General features: G+C 45.0%; 21 protein-coding genes. 9 read left to right on the top strand and 12 right to left on the bottom strand.

What is annotated here, in order from left to right; all coding sequences use genetic code 11:
* Position 1 precedes the first annotated feature (1 nt).
* Both K4I03_RS09485 and K4I03_RS09480 read right to left on the bottom strand, forming a co-directional pair.
* The gene (locus tag K4I03_RS09485) at positions 2-1,684 is read right to left on the bottom strand and encodes a GspE/PulE family protein (RefSeq protein ID WP_111676831.1); all 1,683 of its coding nucleotides are present in this window, start codon (positions 1,682-1,684) and stop codon (positions 2-4) included.
* 1,118 nt (positions 1,685-2,802) lie between these two features.
* Positions 2,803-3,690, bottom strand: coding sequence for a cation diffusion facilitator family transporter (locus K4I03_RS09480; RefSeq protein ID WP_002927348.1), 888 nt, complete (start codon positions 3,688-3,690; stop codon positions 2,803-2,805).
* A gap of 169 nt (positions 3,691-3,859) precedes the next feature.
* On the opposite strand from K4I03_RS09480, the gene K4I03_RS09475 reads away from it, so the two are divergent.
* Together K4I03_RS09475 and K4I03_RS09470 are read left to right on the top strand one after the other, a co-directional pair.
* Complete coding sequence (locus K4I03_RS09475; protein ID WP_002894195.1) at positions 3,860-4,381, top strand: TetR/AcrR family transcriptional regulator; 522 nt, start codon at positions 3,860-3,862, stop codon at positions 4,379-4,381.
* 42 nt (positions 4,382-4,423) lie between these two features.
* On the top strand, positions 4,424-5,590 hold the full coding sequence (locus K4I03_RS09470) for a CynX/NimT family MFS transporter (protein WP_227965012.1): 1,167 nt from the start codon (positions 4,424-4,426) through the stop codon (positions 5,588-5,590).
* Positions 5,591-5,615: 25 nt separating this feature from the next.
* On the opposite strand, the gene K4I03_RS09465 is transcribed toward K4I03_RS09470, so the two are convergent.
* Both K4I03_RS09465 and K4I03_RS09460 read right to left on the bottom strand, forming a co-directional pair.
* Complete coding sequence (locus K4I03_RS09465; RefSeq protein ID WP_227965011.1) at positions 5,616-6,878, bottom strand: S41 family peptidase; 1,263 nt, start codon at positions 6,876-6,878, stop codon at positions 5,616-5,618.
* 3 nt (positions 6,879-6,881) lie between these two features.
* Positions 6,882-7,463 carry a DNA-3-methyladenine glycosylase gene (locus tag K4I03_RS09460; RefSeq protein WP_227965010.1) on the bottom strand — a complete coding sequence of 194 codons (582 nt, stop codon included), beginning with the start codon at positions 7,461-7,463 and terminating at the stop codon, positions 6,882-6,884.
* Positions 7,464-7,742: 279 nt separating this feature from the next.
* Between K4I03_RS09460 and K4I03_RS09455 the strand changes: the two genes are divergently transcribed.
* The 3 genes from K4I03_RS09455 to K4I03_RS09445 all read left to right on the top strand — a co-directional run bounded on the left by K4I03_RS09455 (position 7,743) and on the right by K4I03_RS09445 (position 9,907).
* A complete protein-coding gene (locus tag K4I03_RS09455; RefSeq protein WP_227965009.1) occupies positions 7,743-8,138 on the top strand; it encodes a hypothetical protein in 396 nt (131 codons plus the stop codon).
* Between the two features lie 162 nt (positions 8,139-8,300).
* Complete coding sequence (locus tag K4I03_RS09450) at positions 8,301-9,047, top strand: DeoR/GlpR family DNA-binding transcription regulator (RefSeq protein ID WP_227965008.1); 747 nt, start codon at positions 8,301-8,303, stop codon at positions 9,045-9,047.
* 32 nt (positions 9,048-9,079) lie between these two features.
* Complete coding sequence (locus K4I03_RS09445; RefSeq protein ID WP_227965007.1) at positions 9,080-9,907, top strand: Cof-type HAD-IIB family hydrolase; 828 nt, start codon at positions 9,080-9,082, stop codon at positions 9,905-9,907.
* Between the two features lie 30 nt (positions 9,908-9,937).
* Here K4I03_RS09445 and K4I03_RS09440 read toward each other — a convergent pair whose 3' ends face one another.
* Genes K4I03_RS09440 through K4I03_RS09415 form a run of 6 tightly spaced genes read right to left on the bottom strand, consistent with a single transcriptional unit; the run spans position 9,938 to position 14,926 of the window.
* Positions 9,938-10,423, bottom strand: a complete 486-nt coding sequence (locus tag K4I03_RS09440) for a GNAT family N-acetyltransferase (RefSeq protein ID WP_227965006.1) — start codon at positions 10,421-10,423, stop codon at positions 9,938-9,940.
* 40 nt (positions 10,424-10,463) lie between these two features.
* Positions 10,464-11,732, bottom strand: coding sequence for a D-alanyl-lipoteichoic acid biosynthesis protein DltD (gene dltD / locus K4I03_RS09435; protein WP_227965005.1), 1,269 nt, complete (start codon positions 11,730-11,732; stop codon positions 10,464-10,466).
* Entirely contained in the window at positions 11,725-11,964 is a 240-nt protein-coding gene (gene dltC, locus K4I03_RS09430; protein ID WP_002894204.1) for a D-alanine--poly(phosphoribitol) ligase subunit DltC, read from the bottom strand. Before dltC ends, dltD begins: the two co-directional genes overlap by 8 nt.
* Before the next feature lie 19 nt (positions 11,965-11,983).
* A complete protein-coding gene (dltB, locus tag K4I03_RS09425) occupies positions 11,984-13,228 on the bottom strand; it encodes a D-alanyl-lipoteichoic acid biosynthesis protein DltB (protein WP_002907573.1) in 1,245 nt (414 codons plus the stop codon).
* Positions 13,225-14,775: a D-alanine--poly(phosphoribitol) ligase subunit DltA gene (dltA, locus tag K4I03_RS09420; protein WP_227965004.1), complete on the bottom strand. Its 1,551-nt coding sequence runs from the start codon at positions 14,773-14,775 to the stop codon at positions 13,225-13,227. Before dltA ends, dltB begins: the two co-directional genes overlap by 4 nt.
* 19 nt (positions 14,776-14,794) lie before the next feature.
* Entirely contained in the window at positions 14,795-14,926 is a 132-nt protein-coding gene (locus K4I03_RS09415) for a teichoic acid D-Ala incorporation-associated protein DltX (RefSeq protein ID WP_002894209.1), read from the bottom strand.
* Between the two features lie 258 nt (positions 14,927-15,184).
* On the opposite strand from K4I03_RS09415, the gene K4I03_RS09410 reads away from it, so the two are divergent.
* The 4 genes from K4I03_RS09410 (at position 15,185) to K4I03_RS09395 (ending at position 18,249) form a co-directional block, all read left to right on the top strand.
* Positions 15,185-15,523, top strand: coding sequence for a PadR family transcriptional regulator (locus K4I03_RS09410; protein ID WP_002899377.1), 339 nt, complete (start codon positions 15,185-15,187; stop codon positions 15,521-15,523).
* A complete protein-coding gene (locus K4I03_RS09405; protein ID WP_128835164.1) occupies positions 15,498-16,097 on the top strand; it encodes a DUF1700 domain-containing protein in 600 nt (199 codons plus the stop codon). The genes K4I03_RS09410 and K4I03_RS09405 overlap by 26 nt, the downstream gene beginning before the upstream one ends.
* The gene (locus tag K4I03_RS09400) at positions 16,090-17,151 is read left to right on the top strand and encodes a DUF4097 family beta strand repeat-containing protein (RefSeq protein WP_227965002.1); all 1,062 of its coding nucleotides are present in this window, start codon (positions 16,090-16,092) and stop codon (positions 17,149-17,151) included. Before K4I03_RS09405 ends, K4I03_RS09400 begins: the two co-directional genes overlap by 8 nt.
* Positions 17,152-17,295: 144 nt before the next feature.
* Positions 17,296-18,249 (top strand): S66 family peptidase, encoded by a 954-nt coding sequence (locus K4I03_RS09395; protein WP_227965000.1) that lies wholly within the window; start codon positions 17,296-17,298, stop codon positions 18,247-18,249.
* Between the two features lie 79 nt (positions 18,250-18,328).
* On the opposite strand, the gene K4I03_RS09390 is transcribed toward K4I03_RS09395, so the two are convergent.
* Positions 18,329-19,588: a carbohydrate-binding domain-containing protein gene (locus K4I03_RS09390; RefSeq protein ID WP_227964998.1), complete on the bottom strand. Its 1,260-nt coding sequence runs from the start codon at positions 19,586-19,588 to the stop codon at positions 18,329-18,331.
* Positions 19,589-19,607: 19 nt separating this feature from the next.
* Positions 19,608-20,321 (bottom strand): polyphosphate polymerase domain-containing protein, encoded by a 714-nt coding sequence (locus K4I03_RS09385; protein WP_227964996.1) that lies wholly within the window; start codon positions 20,319-20,321, stop codon positions 19,608-19,610.
* Positions 20,322-20,335 lie beyond the last annotated feature (14 nt).

Genomic DNA, 20,335 nt, shown 5'->3' with positions numbered 1-20,335 from the left:
CCTAAACTTCCCCTTCTAGACTGAAGGCAATCTTCATTGCTTCTTCAATCGTTGTAGTCCCCTGTTTTGCGATATCAATGGCCTCCTCCGCCAAGTCTCGCATACCATTTTTCTTAGCTTCTGCTCGAAGCTGTGACGTTGTTCCACCATCATTAATTAGTGACTTAATCTCCCGTGTCACCGCCATGATTTCGTGGATGGCGATACGTCCATAGTATCCCGTACCGCTGCAGTAGTTGCAGCCGCGTCCGCGATACAAGGTGTCTCCCTTGTGAATACCGATACCTGCATGTTCATTTGTTTCTACAGTGTACTCAGTCTTACACTTAGGACAGATACGCTTAATCAAGCGCTGTGCGATAATACCGACAGTCGCCGTTGAGACCAGATAAGGTTTGATGCCCATATCGACCAAACGGTTGACTGTACTAGCTGTGTCATTGGTGTGGATAGTCGAGAGAACGACGTGACCAGTGATAGCGGCACGAACCGCGATACTAGCTGTCTCTTCGTCCCGAATTTCCCCCAAGAGAACGATGTCCGGGTCCTGACGTAGGATACTTCTCAAACCACTCGCGAAGGTCAGTCCAGCTTTATTATTTACCTGAACTTGGTTGACCCCTTCCAATCGGTACTCAACCGGATCTTCAACGGTGATGATATTTTTTCCTACATCATTGAGCTCACGGAGCGCTGTGTAGAGAGTGGTTGTCTTTCCGCTTCCCGTAGGACCAGTCAGCAAGATAATGCCTTCTGGCGCCTTAAGAATATCTTCAAAGAGCTTCTGATTGGTTGGCGAGAATCCCAACTCCTCTTTACTGAGGAGAGTTGCATTCCGGCTCAAAATCCGAATAACGATTTTTTCACCGAATACAGTAGGCAAGACTGAAACCCGCATATCGACTTCTTTGCCGTCGATGGTTGTCTCAATCCGTCCATCCTGAGGAATCCGCCGCTCGGCGATGTCCAGACCACTCATGATCTTAATCCGTGTCGCAATGGCTGAGTGAGCATTGGCTTTCAACTGCATGTTTTCCACCAAGGTTCCGTCAACCCGGAAACGAACACGAACAACTTTTTCAAAGGGCTCAATATGGATATCGCTGGTCCGCGTCTTGATTGCCTGACTGATAATCGAGTCAATCAAACGTACAACCGGAGCGTTTTTAATTTCGAGATCTTCTTCGATGATCTCTTCGTCCACATTAAAACCTTCGATTTCGGTCGCTGCCTGTTGGGCTTCTTCTCCTTTAGAATAGTATTGATCAATATACTTCTCAATATCATCCCGAAAAGTTACATAAGGTTCTACCGCCATCTTAGAAACGATTTTAACGTCGTCTAGGGCGATATAGTTGCTTGGGTCTGCCATCGCAACTACTAACTTGGGTTCTTCTCCCTCTTCCCCATCTGTGAAAGAGATCGGAATCAATCCATGACGTTTAGCAACTTTTTCTGAAACCTTCTCGACAGCTTCCTTTTCTATCACAAACTGTGATAGATTGACATGAGGTACACGGTAATAGTAACTCATGACTTTCAGCATATCTTCTTCTGTCACATAGCCCTTGCTGATTAGATATCTCTCTAACTGCATGTTTGATTGTGGCATATCTTGAAGAATTTCTTCTTTTTGAGCTGCCGTTATCAGATTGAATTGAACCAATATAGCGATTAGTGCCATTTGTTTCTCCTGTCTGTGATTTTTTTGTAAAAATCCTTCAATTCTTTCTATGCGTTAATAGATAACAGCTTTCTTAAAAAATCTCCCTCGCTTAAAGTTTCCTTTAAGGTTTCTTTAAGCTTTTTAAGTTAGGCTAGTACATGGAAAATTTACCAATAGAACCAAACTTAATGTTTTAAGTTAGATGCTTTGAGCAGTATCTCCATTTGATAAACCTAGTAAACAGTCCTTAAACCAATCCTAGGATTGACAAGGGCGTTTTAGATTTGTCAAAAGGGGCGCAAAAAAGCAGATGCCAAAAACATTTGTTCTTGCGTTCTTAAATACTATACAAAGCAAGTTCTCTTGCAAAAATTTCTCATGCTTTTAGATGCAGGTTAAACCGTGTGTGTGTGAAGTTGGTTTAACCCGAATCATCAAGCAGCCAGTGCCATAAGATAAGAATTCTTGTCTTATGGCTTTTCTTTTTACCGATATGCATATTTTGGTAGGAAATGCTAGGAACAAAAGCTTTATTTGCTTTAAAAAACATTTACCTATCACAGTATATGATATAATTGACAACTTGTCAACAGGTTTGCCTCGAAAAAAATGACTGCATTTAAAAAAATGTTTAATTTTGACAAAACCTTGTTATATCAAGCTTTTTGACACTTTTTTAAAGCGTTTTTTTACTTCGAGGATAAAAAAAGCAAATTTTTTTGAGGAAACTTCCCCTTTACTGCTTCTTTTTCAACCTTCAGATGGACAGTGTGACAGCATCTGTCCTCTTCTGATCGGTAGTCGATATGCTTAGGAAAGGCGCTTCAGGACAAGGCTTAGCAAGCTTTGCCTGTTTCTTCCTACCCAATAGTATATGCTAAAGAAAAAGCATTGTCAATACATCTGCATTTTATTATATGTAAAACCTATCTAAAAATGCACAATGTACTCAGCTTGTCTATTTTTTATAGAAAAACTACAAAATCAAAAAGGCTAGAATTTTCAGACAAAGAAATAGAGAAATTAAATAAGAAGAAAATCATAAAAATAGAACCAGTTGAGTGATGGAAATTAGACTGCAAAACGAAAAAACAGCCCGATTATCGGACTGTAGAGATATGTTTACAGTAGTACTATTAAGTATGAGGTTTTAAATCACTCTCCCCGCCTAAACACCACTCTTCATGCTCTTCCAAGCTGCTATCCGTCTGGATAGTGATTTTGGTGATGCCATAGGCTTGCAGTTCTTGACGCAGAGTAGTCTGGGTCTCGGCCAGCAGATCTGGATTTTCAAGACAGATATGGATCATGGCAAATTTTTCCAAACCGTCTGTGGTCCAGACATTGAGCTGAGTAATAGCCTGAACGTTTTCAACTGCCAGAATTTCCTGATAAAGCTGGCTCAAATCAATATCGCTAGGGATATGATCCAGAAAAATCTTGATGTTTTCCCAGAACTTAGGCAGGGCCTTGCTGAGGATGAAGCCTGCAATGAGCAGGGAGAGCAACGGGTCCAGAAAATACCAGTCTGTAAAGCGCAAAACGATAGAGACCAGAATAACAGCCACCCAACCCAAAATGTCCTCTAAGAAATGGAGACTGAGAATAGACTCATTATGACTGTGTCCATGCCCATGGCCGACTACCTTGCTGGCTGCTAGATTGACTATAATGGCAAAGATACCCAGCACCAGCATGCCGTCATAATTAACCTTTTCAGGCGCAAAGACCTTGGGTACGTTTTCGATAATCACCAAGGTCGAGCCGACCAGCAAGATGACTGAGGTCAGCAAGGCTCCCAAAAGGCTGTAGCGCTTGTAGCCCAGAGTGTATTTCTTGTCTTCTTTTTTATTAGAAATTTTTTCAAAAAGGGTAGAAAGTCCGATGGCCATCGCGTCTCCTGTATCATGCACAGCATCGGCTAGTACAGCACTGGAATTGAACATGAAGCCAAAGATAAACTCAAGAATGGCAAAGGAAAAGTTTAACAGAAAAGCAATGGTCATATTTTTACTAGATTTCACAGCAGCCTCCTTTCAGTTTGGCTAAATTTATAGTATAATGTAATCAAAACGGAACACCTTGTTCAGTTTTCTTCATCTTTATTATCCCTTATTCTCAGAAAGGAAACAAGAAGCAATTGAGGGGCTTTGTCTGTTACTGAACAATCCTGCTCTTTTGTTCCGAAACGCTATGGACAGACGAGTCAAGAAATCACGCGCAGCTATTTACCAAGCTTTTATCAGCCTGCTGCATCAAAAAAGTTATGAAAGCATTACCGTGCAGGAAATCATCGACCTGGCAGACGTTGGCCGGTCGACTTTTTATGCCCATTTCGATACTAAGGAAGCTTTGCTAGAGGAGGTTTGCCAAGACCTCTTTCAGCATACCTTTCTTGAACGCGACGACGGCAAGGATCTCTTTGAAGCAACCGCCCATATTTTCAAACATTTTCAAAAGAATCAGGACAAGATTGCAACCTTGCTGCTTTCGAAAAATATCTATTTCACCAATCGCTTAAAGATTGAGCTGGAAAACTATCTCTTTCCGATGATTCAGGAACAGCTCCTGCGAAAAAAATCTCAGCTGCCAGAGCCCTTTCTGAGAAATTACGTGACTTCTACCTTTGTGGAGACGGTCAGCTGGTGGCTCCAGCAGAAGAAAACATTGCCAGAAACAGTTATCAGCCAGTATTTTCTGGATTTGATGGACTGATTTTATTTTGATATTTATTTATATAGGAGGAAACTTAACTTTATGAAAAAGCAACATTCGAAATTTTTACTTCCAGGTATTCTGATGGTGGGGGTTGTCCTGCGGGCACCTTTTGCAGTGCTGCCTGTTGTTCTGGGCGATATTGCTAAGGGGCTGCAAGTTCCTGTCAACTCTCTGGGACTGCTGACTAGCCTGCCCTTGATCATGTTTGCTCTCTGCTCAGCCTTTTCCCCACGCCTGGCTCAAAAGGTCGGCCTGGAAAAGCTCTTTACCATTGCCATGATTGTGCTGACTTTGGGCTCTTTTATTCGTATCTTTAACCTGCCTCTACTCTATGCAGGTACAATCATGCTAGGGGCTGCCATCGCTGTCTTAAATGTGCTCCTGCCTAATGTCATTCAGGCTAATCAGCCACAGAAAATTGGATTTCTAACCACGCTTTATATCACTTCTATGGGACTGGCTATCTCAATCATGTCTCCCTTGGCTGCGCCTATTGTCCGCTTAGCTAGCTGGAAAGGCTTGATCCTCGTCCTGACCCTCATCTGCTTACTAGCTTGCTTGATCTGGCTTCCCAACAGCCGTCACAATCACAAGCTGACTAGTAAAAATCGCGAGCAGCAAATGGGGAGTCTGCTAAAAAATCCTAGAGTATGGGCTCTGATTGTTTTCGGCGGCCTGCAGTCCTTGCTCTTTTATACAGCTATCACTTGGCTGCCGACTCTTGGCCAGTTGGCAGGACTTTCCGATGATGCTACTGGATTCTTAGCCTCTATCTTTTCGATTATCAGCCTTCCTTTGGCTATGACGATACCTAGTCTGACAACGCGTCTATCCGCTAAAAAACGCTTGGGGATGATTGCTCTCTTTTCTGCAACTGGTATGGTAGGTCTGGGTATGCTGCTGGTCAAGACAGATTCCTTTGTCTACTGGCTCATCCTCAATCTGCTAATCGGTATGTCCGTCAGCGCCCTCTTCCCCTACCTCATGGTTACTTTCTCGCTGAAAACCAGTACTCCTGAACAAACCGCTCAGCTATCTGGCTTGGCCCAGACTGGTGGTTATATTCTGGCCGCCTTTGGACCTAGCCTCTTTGGATACAGCTTTGATTTATTCCATTCCTGGACTCCAGCCATCCTCATTCTCATTGGCTTGGCTGCCATCGTGACACTAACACTCTTTTACATTGAGAAGTTTGACAAGATATAATAAAAACGAAAAACGCATAGAAATCCTAAGCGTTTTTGCAATAGTTGAGGCACTTTTCCAGGTCCACATCCCGCTCTAAGTGCTCTGGTGTCCAAGGAATCAGGATATCCGGTTCAACTCCCTTATCATTCATGCCTTTTCCTTGATCAATCCTAGTGTCACGTGAAGTGGGGAACAGGAGCTCATAGTCACCAAAATCCTTCACGCAGCAATTGGAATAATCTAAAATTCCCATAGTCGGCCGCCCTAGGACCGTAACCTTGGGCATCTTTTTCATGGTATCAACAAAATTGTCACCTGAAGACCCACAGGTAACATCTGCTAGCACAAAGACTTTTTCAGGACGAGCTAGGCCTAGGATATCTGGCAGAAAGTTTTGATTGCTGTCTTCATCGCCATAGAGGACATAACCTTTCCCCCGATTTTCTTCTAGCTCTTTTAGAAATTCTTTGAGAACCTGGTGAGTTTCTGCTGACAAGTTTGGATCATCTAGGATATTTTGCATCAGTTGCTGACGCAAATCAACATTTCTATCAGTATAGAGAATCTCCATCCCATCATCGTTTGGCAAATCTAAGTCTCTGAAGGCCTTTCCCTGAGGAAGAGTATATTTGAAAAGTGGATAATAAAGCGAGTCCGTCCCACCATAATTGACTCGAACATCAATGATTAAATACTTGGCCTGCTCAATAGCTGCTTGGCTGTCTGCATATAGCTGACTGATAGCAGCCTCATCCGTAAAATCTTCTAACTTGAGATAAACGATGTCCTCAGAAAGATTGCGCCATTCAAACTGCGGTGGCTTCTTTGGGTGAGCGGTTGGCTGAACATGCAGTTGCTCTTTCTTGTCATTACGTACTACTGTAACTTCTCCGGCATGCCCCACAAAGTAAGCCCACTCCTTGTGCTGTCGCTCTGGTGTGGAACTGACAAAATAATCCTTGTGCTCTTGATACACCTGAGGCAAGGCTTTTCCATCTAAGGCTAGAATCTGGTCTCCACGTTTCAGCCCCGTGTCACTATTTGCCTGTAGGACGTAGAGGCAGTCTTGGTAGTATCTCAGTTTAAAGCCGGGCGGTTGCGTTTCCTTAAGCCCAAACCAAACATGAGACAAAATCCTAAAACTGGCTATATAACAATGCATCTGGTAAAAAAAGTCCTCTTGGCTCATCTGGTCTGTGATACGCGCTCGATATTCTTCGGGATTTGCACCCATGATGTCTTTCTTTGTAGAAGAATCCTCTCGCATAATTTCTACGACTTGCTCAAAAATCTCTGTTTTCTTCATCTTTTACTCCTTCTTCCATGTGTACTCATCATCCAGCAGGCCTCGCTTAGGCATTTTTGAGACATGACGATTGCCGGCCACATAAAAGCCCAAGAGCTCTTCCCGCCAGGCATCTGTGCAGGTCACGCCAATCCGCGGACGGCTAGCAATCTGATTGGGAGTCAGGCCATGGGCTAATTGCAGACTGGAGGTCGCTAAACTCTGTCCATCAAAGCGCTTGTCAATCCCAGCATACTTGGTTAACTTGCCAGGGCCGTTAGCTAAAAGTCGGCCATCCGGCAGCTCCAAGGCTCGAATCAGTACGGCTTCGGCTACATTTTCAGCCTTGGTCACCAAATTCAGCATCTGATGACCATAAATCTGATAAACATACCAGTGACCAGCTGGCAGATACATGGATTCATTCTTAGGGGAGCGGCTCCCTCTAGCTGAATGACAGGCACTGTCCTGACTTCCTAGATAGGCTTCTGTTTCGACAATTCGGCCTAACTCCTGGCCATTTAGAATCAACTGCATACCTAGCAAAGCTCGCGCTGCTGCAACTGTGTCTGTCTCGATTAGTTTCTGAAAATCTCTTGATAACATAGGTTGATTATAGCATGATTTCTCCATTTACAGAGGAAAAAAATGTTGCAAAAATGTTATTTTTCTCCTTCTCACGGACAAGAATTTTGTTACAAAATAATTACACACTAAATAAGCAAAAAATCGTGGAAAAGCTTATAAAATCTATGTATTATCTAATAATCGTACATATAATTTGTAACATTTTTATTAACAGAGTATGTTATTTTTGTATCAATCCGGTTTTTCATTGCTTCAAATGAAATATTTGTTTAATATTATACTAGAAGGAGGGGTAAGATGAAAAAATTATCTAAAATTTCTTTATTTTTATTACCACTAATTGCACTTTTCTTTTTGGCAGCTTGCGGAAATTCTGCAGATAAGAAGACTGAAGAAAGCTCAAGTTCCAGCTCAAGCGTTTCTTCTTCATCTAAAGCTAAGACAAGTTCTAGCAGCTCATCTGAAGAAAGCGGCAGTGCCAAAGTCAATGTAAACGGCGGAGATGCCAGCGTTAATGTAAATGGCGGAGACGAAAGCGGCGATGCTTCTGTTGAAACTAACGGAGACGGTAGTGCTAACGTACAAACTGACAACGCTGGTGTTAACGTAAATGAAGATGGCGTTCATGTTCAAGGCGGCGGCGTTGATGTTAAGGTCGGCAGCGATGGATCTGTCAATATTCAAACACCTTAATTGAAAAACGTGTTTCGATTATTATAATTCATGAAAACCGAGATTTGCTCGGTTTTTTGATTTTCTACTGCGCATTTCAAAAAACTTGTAAAACATTAAAAAGACTTGCAAAAACTTATTTGCTATGTTATACTCTATTTAGAAAAGCAAGGAGGGACAAGCATGTATCAAGAACAACGCTTAGCTGAAATCTTAGAGCTCTTAGCTGAGAAAAAACAGCTGTCAGCCAAGGATATGATTGAACATTTTCAGGTCTCTAAAGATACTATTCGGCGAGATTTCTCGATTTTGAGCGAGCGTAGGCTTGTGCAACGCACCCACGGAGGTATTATCCCGCTAGACACTAGCCGGCAAATCCCCTCCTTTAACGACCGTATCAACCAACTAAGTCAAGAAAAAAAGGCTATTGCTCAGAAGGCCCATGACTTTCTCAAGCCGGGGCAGATTGCTTTCTTTGATGTCTCAACCATCGTTCTCCATCTGGCCCAGCGCATCAAGGAGCCTATGACAATCTACTCCCATTCTCTGGATAATGCAATCATGCTGAGCAGTCAGGACAAAGTGGACTTTCATCTCTTAGGTGGGAAATTTTATCCCAAAAACCGATTCTACCACGCGCTCAATGAAGCAGAGCTGCTGGAGCAAATTTCCTTTGACATTGCCTTTATAGGGGCAGCCAGTGTCTCTGACGGTCTGGTCAGTTTTGAAGACGAGGCTGATGCTCAACTGAAAAGACTGGCTTTAAAGCACGCCAAGACTAAGATTCTGCTGGCCGAGCAAGACAAGTGGCAGAAAGAGTCTAAGTACATCCTGGGCCCTGTCAGCGACTTTGACTACTGGATTACGGACCAAGAGCCCAACCCTGAAGTCCAAGAACTGATAGGAGACAAGGTTAAAATAATTTATTAAATCGATCTTTTAGACACAAAGGAGGAAGAGCTATGACAAACCAACCGATTCGCCTGATTATCAGCGACATTGACGGCACCATTTTGGACGACCAACACCAAGTAGATTCTGAGCTCAAGGACATGATTCCCCTGCTAAGCCGAGAAAAAATCCCTTTCGTTCTCGCTTCTGCCCGATCTCCTCTAGGCATGGAGCCGATTGCCCGTGAGCTGGGACTGGAAGATAATCCGTTAGCCTGCTACAATGGCGCTCTGGTCATCAAGGGCGACCCGCAAGCTTACGAAACTATTATCGAGCATCCTCTGGACAAGAAAGAAATCCGCACTTTTCTGGAATTTGTCAAGGCTGAATTTCCTAGTGTGTCCATCAATCTCTACTCTGGCAAGGATTGGATTGCTGATCGTCTGGATAAATGGGTGCAGATAGAGGCTGATATTACAGGTGAGCAGCCGATAATTCAGAATGTACTAATGCCGGTGCTGGATGTTCTAATGCCTGCTCACAAGTTACTCCTCATTGATGAAGCGCCTGTCATCCAGAAACTCCATGACTACCTGCAGACCTTAGACTTTCCCAAGACAGCCTTCTACCTTTCTAAGAACAACTACATGGAAGTCACGGCCAAGCATGTCTCCAAGGAGCAAGCCTTGTACGAAATTGCCCAGCACTACCAAGTGCCACTAGAAGAGGTCATGACAATCGGAGACAACTTCAATGACCTTCCTATGCTGCGACTGGCTGGACTTGGAGTCGCTATGGGCAATGCCCCTGAAGCAGTCAAAACCGAGGCAAAAGCCGTCACCAAAAGCAACAATGAGCACGGAGTTGCAGAAGCTGTAGAAAAGTATGTTTTGATATAAAGCAAAAAATCTGCCCAAGAGCAGATTTTTTTATTGATGATAGTCATAAGCCAGGCGAGGACTGCCGTCAGCCACATAAATAATGCCGCACTCCCTAAAGCCGTAGTTCAGCACAGCAGCCTGCATAGGCTGATTGTCCGCATGGGTATCGATTCGCAAGTAGGGAATCTGCTGGCAGCAAAAATCAAAGACCTGACGGGATAGGCCTCTGACTTGCCCGTTCGAGGCGATGCGGTGAATGGTGCCGTAAGGCTCCACAAAATGCCAGGCTCCCTTTTCGATGACCTGATAGGTCGGGTCTTCTCCAATGATAAAGGCAAAGGTGCCAACCGGCCGCCCTTCTTCCTCGACAACAAAGGAGTGGTCAGCCGCGATGTCTTCCTCAATCAAGCCCGCGCTGGGATAGTCTCCATCCCACTGAGTCGGATTGCCCTGGTCTTTCATGAACTGACGGGCCACATCATAAATCTCCATAATGGCTGGGATATCTTCTATTTGGGACAAACGAATCTTCATCTTTCCTCCTTTATAAAAATAAGGCTGGAAAGTCCCAACCTTATTTGAATTCTTCTGGTTTGCCAGTATACTGAGACCATTCCTTGCTGAAGAAGCGGTCATTGATCTGGTAGTTTGGCGCCGGCTGTGGATTGGCTACAAAAGGATCAACTGCCTTGTCAAAGGCCAGCCAGCCGTTCCAGCCCATGTGAATAGTGTCCTGCATGAAGTAAGGCTTGTCGCCGTCCTTAGAAAAATCAGCAATGTTGGTAAAACCCTGACTTTCCAGCTGGTAACGAATCTTGGCAACCGTCCGCTGGTACATTTCAAGACTGAGTCCTGTATACTCCATCCACTTAGAATTGACCGGTGGAATGATGAAGATGACATTAGTCTTTGACTTGGCGAACTGATCCAGAACCAGCTGCAAGTCGTTGTACTCAGGGGATTTTTCATAAGATTGCTTAGTTTGAAAACCTCTGAGCTTGGCAACCTTGCCGGCCAGACGGGTCTTGTAAAATTGATTGTCTATGCCGAATTGATTGTTATTGGTCTTCTTCTTGGCCTCTGCTGTAGCAATCTCTTCCAAAGCCTGATAGGAGAAGGTGTCTGGCAAATCAGCCATATAAGGCAAAATTCGCTGGTCATAATTTTCATTATTAAGGGCAGCAAAGTTGCTGAAAAAAGCATCTTGGCGCTCATTAAGATGAGCCATCATCTCAATATGACGCTCTTCAAAGCTGCTCAGTTTTTTACCTTCAGACAGCTTCTGCACACTCTCTGCCATAGCGACATCTGGATAGAGCTGAAGGAGGCGCTGGGCTGCATATTGCGCCGCCGCATCTCCTTGCTGCTGAGACAGATAAGCCGTCAGCTGATCGCTGTTGAAGTACTGCTGAAAGGCCGAAGCATCATAGCCTGTCTTGGTAAACCACTGGGGCGACACCACATAAACCGCCGTTTGTCCCTCCAGCTCAGAGGACATCTGCTGCATACCAAAGTACTGATTAAATGATGCCGCCCCGCGCTGGCCTAGAAAATAAGGCCGGTAGGAGCGATCGTATTTCTCAGCCAGCACTGCCGGATGCATGCTATCAAAGCGCAGCCATTCGCTAGATCCAAAGAAGGGCACAAAGCGCATCTTCTTATCGGTCAAGGCTGTCACTTTCTTACTGCGGCTTTTGAAGTTTTCTGCTGTCAGGGTCACTGCTGAGCGCTTCTCTGCTTCTATATCATGCTTTTTATCAAGCGGATAGAAGAAAAAGAGCAGGGCAACCATGGCCATAGCGCAGAAAACCGGCCCCAGAATCAGCCAGAGTCGCTTAAGCATTGCGAAGCTCCGTTACGCCTTCAACGATTTTATTGGCTGTGTTCCAGTCATCGCGGCCAAACTCTGACACTGGCACGCGAATGTCAAAACGGTTTTCCAACTCAACAATCAGCTCGACCGTTCCCATACTGTCTAGGACACCCGCATCAAACAAATCCTCGTCCATCATGTCTGACACATCTTCCATAAATAGTTCTTCAATAATTTCAATTACTTCTGCTTTTATATCCATTTTTCTTCCTCATTCATTTTTATTTTTTAAACCAAAGCTCATTTAAAAATCCAGAAAAGATTAAAAATGAGAACATGACTGCGTGAAAGGTCACCACAATCCCCAAAGCTTGGGTCCATTTATTGTCTGGCAGAGGCGGAAGCCCCTTAGCCTTGCGCTCTTTGTTTAGCGTTTTCTTCTTGCGCAGCCAGGCATCATTGACGACCAGACCAGCTCCATGAAAGAGACCGTAAGCGATATAGTACCAGGTCACTCCATGCCAGAATCCCATTATCAGCATGTTGATCAGATAGGCCACACTAGAGGTCGTGTTGCGGTTTTTAAAGACCTTGTTGCGCATGAGCACCATGACTAGCCGCATAAAGACAAAGTCACGGAACCAGAAGGACAGGCTCATGTGCCAGCGATTCCAGAATTCTTTCAAATCTCGAGAGAGAAAAGGCTTATCAAAGTTGATAGGGCTCTTGATTCCCATGAGATTAGAAATAGCTAGCGCAAACATCGAATAACCGGCAAAGTCAAAGAAGAGATCCAGACCAAAGACATACATGACGCCCAGAGTTCCCAGATTAAAGAAACCGCCGGTATAGAGAGCGTAGGTCTTGACATGCCCCAGCAAGAGATGTCCAAAGATATGTGCTAGGATAAACTTATAAAGGAAGCCTAGCATGATATACTTGACAGACTGCTCCAGCATATCCAGCAGCTCATCTCGCTCAGGAATGTTCAAATAGTCTTCATTGAAACGCTTAAAACGGTCAATGGGGCCACTCGAAAAGGTCGGCATGAAGAGCAGAAATCGCAGGAACTCCCAGAGCGTGAATTCTGTCAGAACTCCATCGCGCATTTCAATCATCATCCCTACCGAACGAAAGGTCAGATAGGAAATCCCCAAAAAGCCAAAGAGAGACTGATGACCGCTGATTGCGGGCTCTACCTTGACAAGCACAAGCGGCAGAACCGCTAGCAAGGTATGCAGATAAAAGATCCACTTGTTGTCCCGCGACCGGCGATAGAGCTTGTATGAATAAACCCAAACTATCTGCCAGATGACATAGCCCAGTAAAGCACAAAGCTGCGCCAGACTGGGACCTGTCAGCATCAGGACGATAAAGACCAAACTGACCAAGGCTTCATAAAGGGGGAAGCGTTTCTTAAAGAAAAGTCCGACAAAGATTGGCAGAACTGCCAGAACGATATAAACAAAGTAAACTGGATTGCCGTAGGGTTCCAAGTGAGGCAGCTGTTTCAAGAAATCCATCATCGCTTATTGACCTCGCTAATCAGCCCCTTGATGTCAATCTTGCCATTTGGAGTCAGAGGCAGGGTCTCTCGATAGAGGAACTTAGACGGCATCATGTAGGACATCATGATATCCTGCAGATCTTCCTTGATTGCCTTGGTAATATCGATTTCCCGCTCAAACTGCTCAGCCACACCGTCTTTGAGGATGACGTAGGCAAGCAGATTTTGGACCTTTTGGTCCTTATTGTAGCGGGGCACAGCCACTGCAGATTCAACGTATTTCGATTTGTTGAGGTTTTGAGACACATCCTCCAGCTCAATACGGAAACCATTAAACTTGATCTGGAAGTCCATCCGGCCGCCGTAGAGCAGCAAGCCTTCATCTGTCATCGATCCGACATCTCCTGTATGATAGGCTGGCAGACCTTCAAATTCAAAGAAGGCCTCCGCTGTCTTCTCAGGATTATTCAGATAGCCTTTGGATACGGCTGGCCCACAGACGATGATTTCTCCCTGCTGGCCATTCGGTACTTTCTGCCCTTCTTCGTCAATGACAAAGGTCGGAGAGTCCGCCTTGGTATACCCAATCGGTAGGCGCTTGTAATTTTGCAGCATCTCATCTGTCACTGCTACTGCAGACAGGGCCACTGTTGCCTCAGTCGGACCATAGGCATTGATAATGCGAGCTTGAGGGAAGCGATCGCGCAGCTTCTGAGCTGTCTTGACTGTCAACTCCTCGCCATCAAAATAGAAATGTGTCAGCTGAGGCAGCTTCTGGCTGTTAAAGTCATCCGACAGCAAGGCCATGTCCGCAAAGGAAGGTGTCGAAGTCCAGATAGCAATAGGCAGACTGAGAATCGTCTCAAACAGCTGCTTGAAATCCTGAGTCACAGCCGAAGGCAGGGCAAAAAGAGTTCCTCCCAAGGCCAAAGTCGGCGCCCAGTACATGACTGACAAGTCAAAAGAATAAGGCGGCTGAGCCAACATTTGAGGACGCTCCGGAGTCGCAAACTCCTTATCTGTAATCATCCAATTCGTAAAGCTGAGCAGATTATTGTGGGAAATCTGCACTCCCTTAGGTTTGCCAGTCGTTCCTGATGTGAAAATGATATAGTAGTTATGATCTCCCTGAACTGGATGGCTAAGCTCATAGGATGCTCCCTCTCTGAAGGCTGCCTGAACTTGCTCCGCACTGAAAATAGGCGCTGCTACATCTGCCAGCGAAAAATCATTGATGGCAATAATCAAGCTTGGCTCAGCAACTTCCACAATCGCTGCCACGCGCTCCAAGGCTGAGTGGCTGTCGATAGGAATATAGGCATGACCAGACTTGGTCAAGGCCACAAAAGTAGCCAGCATTTCGTATTCCTGACCGCCAAAGACCACAACCGGAGACTTGTCAGGAAGTCCCAAACGGTCAATCTGAGCCGCCAACGAATCGGAATCCTTCTTTAAATCACCATAAGTATGAACTTGACCTAAAATATCATAGACCGGAAAATCCGGCTGCACCTGAGCAAAATGCTCAATTGCTTCAATCATATCATGTATCACTTTATTTGACATTGTTTCCTACTCTCTCACATTAAAATTCATTATAGATAAAGCCACCCTGACCCTGACCCAGATAGCTAAAGAAATAAAGCAAGGCCAGAAAGATAACAAAATATAGTAGGGTTTGGCCCAAAAATTTATATAGGGTTTGATGTTTTTTCATTGATCTCTCTTATATTTTTAGTTAGACTTACACCATTTTACCATTTTATGGAAGATGTTTTCAACACAAAAGCTAAGGAAGATGTAAAGTTCTTGTAAGGAAGAAAGGTACTTTGATGTGCCTTATAAACAGCCATTAAAAGACTTTTTCAAAAAATATATAAAAATTTTATATATTTTGCTTGACTTTTTTCCTAAGAGGTTATAGACTATATATAGAAGGATTATATATAAATATTTTACACAAGGAGGTGGTCCTATGTCTTTCCCCACATCATCGGCTTTGATTGAGTTTCTCATCTTAGCCATCCTTGAAAAAGACGATTCCTACGGTTATGAAATCAGCCAGACAATCAAGCTGATTGCTAATATCAAAGAATCAACACTTTACCCTATTCTGAAGAAGCTGGAGCAAAATGACTGCCTCACGACTTATTCGCAGGAGTACCAAGGACGAAAACGAAAATACTATTCACTCACTGCCTACGGGCACGAACATCTACTCACTCTAAAAGAAGAGTGGCAAACTTATACCATGACCATCAGCGGCATCATAGAAGGGAGCATCCGCCATGACAAGAACCGAGTATCTAGCTGAGCTAGAAAAATATCTAAAAAAACTGCCACGCAAAGACTACCAAGAGACTATGGACTACTTCGTCGAGTACTTTGACGAGGTAGGACCAGAAGGGGAAGCAGCGGCTATGGCCGACCTAGGCAGCCCCAAGGAAGCAGCCCATGAGATTATGCTGAATCTTTTGGATAAAAAGGTAGAAGAAGACAATCAAGACAGCAATACCCCAAAAAGCACGAAAAGCATCGTCCAGATTGCCATCCTGTCCATTTTGGCGGCACCTTTGGCTATTCCGCTTTTTATAGTGGCCGCAATTTTGACCTTTGTATTCTTCCTCCTGATTTTCATCCTTGCTCTGGTCATGGCTGTAGCTTCCTTTGCCTGCTTTATTTTCGGCATCAGTCTGATCTGGGACGCTCTGACACTGGGACTGACAACCTCTGTCCCAGCCTTCCTGTTCATCCTGGGCTTCAGCGTCCTATCCCTGGGACTGTCCGGTATCTTCTACTCAGGCATTTCTCCGATTTCTCAGTTTGGCAGGAATGGATTTGTCAAACTAGCCCAACTGTTTGCAAAGAAAGGAGTTCGTCATGGCTAATATCAACTGGAAAAAATCTCTCTTATCTGCAGCTGTTCTAGCCTGTCTCTTTGGCGGAGCCTTGACAGCCATCGGCTCCGTTACAGGCGGTGTCAACGACTTGATTCATTCTGCCAATAGCGAGCTAAAGCTAACCAAGGAAGAAAAAAGCTTCTCTGACATTTCTTCCCTCAATATTGACCTGGCAGCCAGAAATCTCGTCATCAGTCAATCTCCTGATGACAAGGCCCATCTGACCTATTATCAAAGCGACAGCAATTATGAGATTGACGGCAAAGCGCTGGGAAAAATCACGGCAACTGATGAAAACGGCTCCTTAAACATCAAGGAAGACAGCAAAAAGTCTTTCTTTATAAGCACTGGCATCCGGATAAGCACTGGCATCCGCTCCTTACTCAGCTTATTTGACCAAGAATCTCAGGAGAAGCGTACCATTCAGCTGTCCCTGCCTAAGGGCACCAATCTGGAGACATTCACCGGCAATGCATCTCTGGGCGATGTGACCCTCTCCAATCTGTCGGTCAAAGACGCTGACTTCTCCCTGTCCAATGGCAGCCTGACTGTTAATGACAGCCAATTCACCTCTGGCAAAATCAGCAATTCACTAGGAGATATCACCCTTAATAACAGTCAAATTGGCTCTGGCAAGCTCAGCTTGTCTTCAGGCAGCATCAGCCTGAACAACAGTCAGTTCTCTTCCGGCGAGATTAGCACCGATTTGGGCGACATCCGTGCAAACACCAGCAAAATCTCCGACAGCAGCCTGTCAGTCTCAAGCGGGTCACTGAACTCCGAACAGCTGGAGCTGGCTGGAAAAATCACTATCACCGACCAACTGGGAGATGTCAACCTGAACCTAGTGTCCGGCAGCCTGTCTCAGCTATCCTTTGATCTGAAAACAGAGCTGGGCGACATCAGCCTCCCTGATGATATACAGGTGAATTACGGTAAGAATGATGATGCAATCGGCGGCTCAGCCACCCGTAAGATTGATAACGCCGCCATTGACCTAACCGTCAACAATCAATCCGGCAGCATCAAACTCAGCGAATAAATCATAGAAATGAATATATACAATCAGGGAGTCCTCAGCGGCTCCCTTTTTTGATAAAAATTCCCGCACTGCCCTAAGATTCCTTTACAGACCTTGGCCTTTGTGCTATGATATTCTATAAAAATTTATCATAAGGAGGTCCCTATGAAAAAACTCGTACCTGGTATGCACATTCGGGTTGTCAGCCCCTCAGCGTCAATTGAACACATCGGTGGCTTTGAGGCCAATCTAGCCGCCAAGGAGCGCTTGGAAAAGCTAGGATTTACCGTGTCTTTTTCGGAGCATTATCTGGAAAATGATATACTAGGCTCTGCCTCCATCGAAAGCCGAGTGGCAGACATCCATGCTGCCTTCGCAGATGAGTCCGTTGATGCCATTCTGGCTACCATCGGCGGTTTCAACTGCAATGAGCTCCTGCCCTATCTGGACTTTGAGTTGATTGCTAGAAATCCTAAGATTTTCTGCGGCTACTCAGACACGACAGCCTTGCTCAGCGCTATCTATAGAAAGACCGGCATGAAAACCTACATGGGACCGTCCTACTCCAGCTTTAAGATGGATGCCCTGCAGGACTATCAAACCGAGAGCTGGCTCAAGGCTGTCAGCCAGACTTCTTATGAATTGACTCCTAGTGAAAAATGGGGCGACAATGCTTGGTATCTGCCTGATGCGCCACTGACCTTCCATGAAACGGAGTGGAAAGTTTATCACCACGGGCAAGCCCAAGCCACTGCTATCGGCGGCAATCTTTCCACTTTCTCGCTTCTGCGTGGAACACCCTATGCCCCGACAGATGAGAACTATATCCTCTTTGTTGAAGAGGCCGAGGAAGATGATTATGTGGAGTTTGACCGCAATCTAGCTGCTCTCCTTCAGGCCTATCCTAACCCGCAGGCTCTTCTCATCGGCCGCTTTCCAAAAGAATGCCAGATGACAGAGGAGCTGCTCCTTTATATCTTGGATAAACATCCAATTCTAAAGACGATTCCCGTCCTCTATGACTTGGACTTTGCCCATACTCAGCCACTCTTTACCATTACCATCGGTGCTCAAGTGACCGTGGATACGGAAAAATTATCTATCAGAATTGATGAATAGCAAGAAATCCTCATTCCAGCTGGAATGAGGATTCTTCTTTTTCATTAGGCACTATTTCATTGTTATCTTGCTGGCTTTCTTATCGTCCACCAAAACCTCCTTGGCCGCCTGGGGCACCGCCGCCACCAGGTCCACCAGCGCCAGGTCCGTCTGCCGTGATTTCTGTTCGGCTTTCACCATTGACCGTGATGGTACCGCCAGTGTAGGTAGCCGTTCCATCAAAGTCAAAGGCAGATACCGTAGAAGTAATATCCAAGTTTCCTCCTGACATAATGACATCGCCGTTGGAGTCGATAGCGTCTGTATCGCCTTCACCGACCTCGACCTTGATATCGCCACCAGTAATCTTGATAAAGATATCAGCTCCAGTTACATCACTAGCTGCATTGATACCATCATCTGTCGCATAAAGGTCCAGCTTGCCTCCGTTAATGGTAACATTGGTTCCTTCCAGAGCTTCTACACTCTTGGAAACTGTAACCGTTCCACCATCAATCAAAGCGATATTGCTAGCGTGTAGACCATCATCACCAGCATTAATCGTGATGGTGCCGGACTGGATATAGAGATTTCCCAGAGAAGTATCATCATCATTGTCTGCATGGATGGCATCTTCTGTCGCTGTGATATCGATAGTAGCGTCCTTGATATTAATAGCTGAAGCAGCTGACAGACCATTCTTAGCTGCCTTGAGCGTATAAGTGCCACCTGTCACCCGCAAGGTCTGCTCAGACTTAATCGCTGTTTCATACTTGCCATCAACTGTCAGACTTCCAGAGCCATTGAGAGTCAGGTCAGAGTTACTATAGATAGCTGCATCTGCATCCGTATTACTGTGATTTGATGAGTCTGAGATTGTGTTTTGGCTGCCGTCAGCCAGAGTCAGGCTTGTTTTACCCGCATTTTCTACTAGAATAGCTGCGTCTGTCCCGCTCATGGTTACACCATTTAGGACGATTTGGACCTTGTCGCTATCACCTGCTTTGACAACAATCTGCACATTTTCACTCGTTCCAGAAACGACATAGGTTCCAGCCTTTGAGATTGTCACAGTCGAGCCGGAGACACTAGCCCCGTCACCAGAGGCCTTGGCACTGGATCCACTCAAGCTGATAGTCGTCGCCTTAGACTCATCATAAGAAGCGTCTGAGTCCTCTGAGGCAAAGTAATCAGAAGTATTGGTCTTGGTCTGACTGGTGCTTGTAGCGTTAGCAGCCTGGGTGCTACTTGAAGCTGTAGAGCTGCTGGCGTTTGCGCTGCATGCTCCTAGCACCGCTGTCATCAAGACCAGTGGAATCATCAATTTAATTTTTTTAAGAGTTGATTTTGATTGTTTCATTTTTCTTTTCCTATCTTTTTTATTTGCTGCTGATACAGTTTGCTTTTTTATAAGCAAAGCCGTATTTGGAGAAAGAGCTCGGAGACAGCTGGTAGCGATCCATGATCTCGCTCAGCCATAGCGGACAAGCTTCTGGAATCTTAACTTCCATAATGACATGATTGGCTGGCAAGAGATAATCTCCATGGCGACCAGCCAAGAGACTCAGATCATAAGGACGGTAGGTCAGGTCGTGATCAAAGGTAATCCGAATCCGCTCATCCTCAATCCCTTTCATAGAATAACGATTATAGCCGATATACATCATAGGCTGAATATGGCCAAAATGCTGGGTCAGCCAGTCCATTTCCTTATCTATCTGAAGGTCAGTCAGCTGACTATAATCACCGTCCAGATAGGCTTCCGCTGTCAGCAAATCTGCTGCAAGCCGGCGTTTGGTGACCAGATTCTCCGTCTTTTTCTTGATTTCCAAAAAGACTTGACTATCTTCGGTCGGATGCTCTTGATAAGTCCGCAAACGCACCTTCTCATCAAAGCAAGGATTTTCCAAGGACTCACGAATAAGCTGATAAGATGGCGTATCATAATAGAGATTGTTAATAGTCGAATAAGCTCGCTCATCCTCCACCAGATGTCCTTCAAACTCTAGCAATAAATCCAATAAGGTTTCCTTGGAAATGATGTATTTGGTTTCAAAGCGCTGAAAATGATGTTGAAAAAATTTTTCTGCCATGGGCTTCTCACCTC

Origin of the sequence: Streptococcus sanguinis (assembly GCF_020729725.1) — a bacterium.
GTDB lineage: Bacteria > Bacillota > Bacilli > Lactobacillales > Streptococcaceae > Streptococcus > Streptococcus sanguinis_V.
Note: the sequence above shows the minus strand (reverse complement) of the source record. Positions and strands in the feature narration are given on the sequence as shown.

Coding starts and splice junctions, on each gene's coding strand:
- K4I03_RS09450 (WP_227965008.1), top strand. CDS start 8,301: ATGTATCAAGAACAACGCTTAGCTGAAATCTTAGAGCTCTTAGCTGAG.
- K4I03_RS09405 (WP_128835164.1), top strand. CDS start 15,498: ATGACAAGAACCGAGTATCTAGCTGAGCTAGAAAAATATCTAAAAAAA.
- K4I03_RS09475 (WP_002894195.1), top strand. CDS start 3,860: ATGGACAGACGAGTCAAGAAATCACGCGCAGCTATTTACCAAGCTTTT.
- K4I03_RS09400 (WP_227965002.1), top strand. CDS start 16,090: ATGGCTAATATCAACTGGAAAAAATCTCTCTTATCTGCAGCTGTTCTA.
- K4I03_RS09410 (WP_002899377.1), top strand. CDS start 15,185: ATGTCTTTCCCCACATCATCGGCTTTGATTGAGTTTCTCATCTTAGCC.
- K4I03_RS09465 (WP_227965011.1), bottom strand. CDS start 6,878: ATGAAGAAAACAGAGATTTTTGAGCAAGTCGTAGAAATTATGCGAGAG.
- K4I03_RS09385 (WP_227964996.1), bottom strand. CDS start 20,321: ATGGCAGAAAAATTTTTTCAACATCATTTTCAGCGCTTTGAAACCAAA.
- dltA (WP_227965004.1), bottom strand. CDS start 14,775: ATGTCAAATAAAGTGATACATGATATGATTGAAGCAATTGAGCATTTT.
- dltD (WP_227965005.1), bottom strand. CDS start 11,732: ATGCTTAAGCGACTCTGGCTGATTCTGGGGCCGGTTTTCTGCGCTATG.
- K4I03_RS09445 (WP_227965007.1), top strand. CDS start 9,080: ATGACAAACCAACCGATTCGCCTGATTATCAGCGACATTGACGGCACC.
- dltC (WP_002894204.1), bottom strand. CDS start 11,964: ATGGATATAAAAGCAGAAGTAATTGAAATTATTGAAGAACTATTTATG.
- K4I03_RS09485 (WP_111676831.1), bottom strand. CDS start 1,684: ATGGCACTAATCGCTATATTGGTTCAATTCAATCTGATAACGGCAGCT.
- K4I03_RS09460 (WP_227965010.1), bottom strand. CDS start 7,463: ATGTTATCAAGAGATTTTCAGAAACTAATCGAGACAGACACAGTTGCA.
- K4I03_RS09415 (WP_002894209.1), bottom strand. CDS start 14,926: ATGAAAAAACATCAAACCCTATATAAATTTTTGGGCCAAACCCTACTA.
- dltB (WP_002907573.1), bottom strand. CDS start 13,228: ATGATGGATTTCTTGAAACAGCTGCCTCACTTGGAACCCTACGGCAAT.
- K4I03_RS09440 (WP_227965006.1), bottom strand. CDS start 10,423: ATGAAGATTCGTTTGTCCCAAATAGAAGATATCCCAGCCATTATGGAG.
- K4I03_RS09390 (WP_227964998.1), bottom strand. CDS start 19,588: ATGAAACAATCAAAATCAACTCTTAAAAAAATTAAATTGATGATTCCA.
- K4I03_RS09470 (WP_227965012.1), top strand. CDS start 4,424: ATGAAAAAGCAACATTCGAAATTTTTACTTCCAGGTATTCTGATGGTG.
- K4I03_RS09395 (WP_227965000.1), top strand. CDS start 17,296: ATGAAAAAACTCGTACCTGGTATGCACATTCGGGTTGTCAGCCCCTCA.
- K4I03_RS09455 (WP_227965009.1), top strand. CDS start 7,743: ATGAAAAAATTATCTAAAATTTCTTTATTTTTATTACCACTAATTGCA.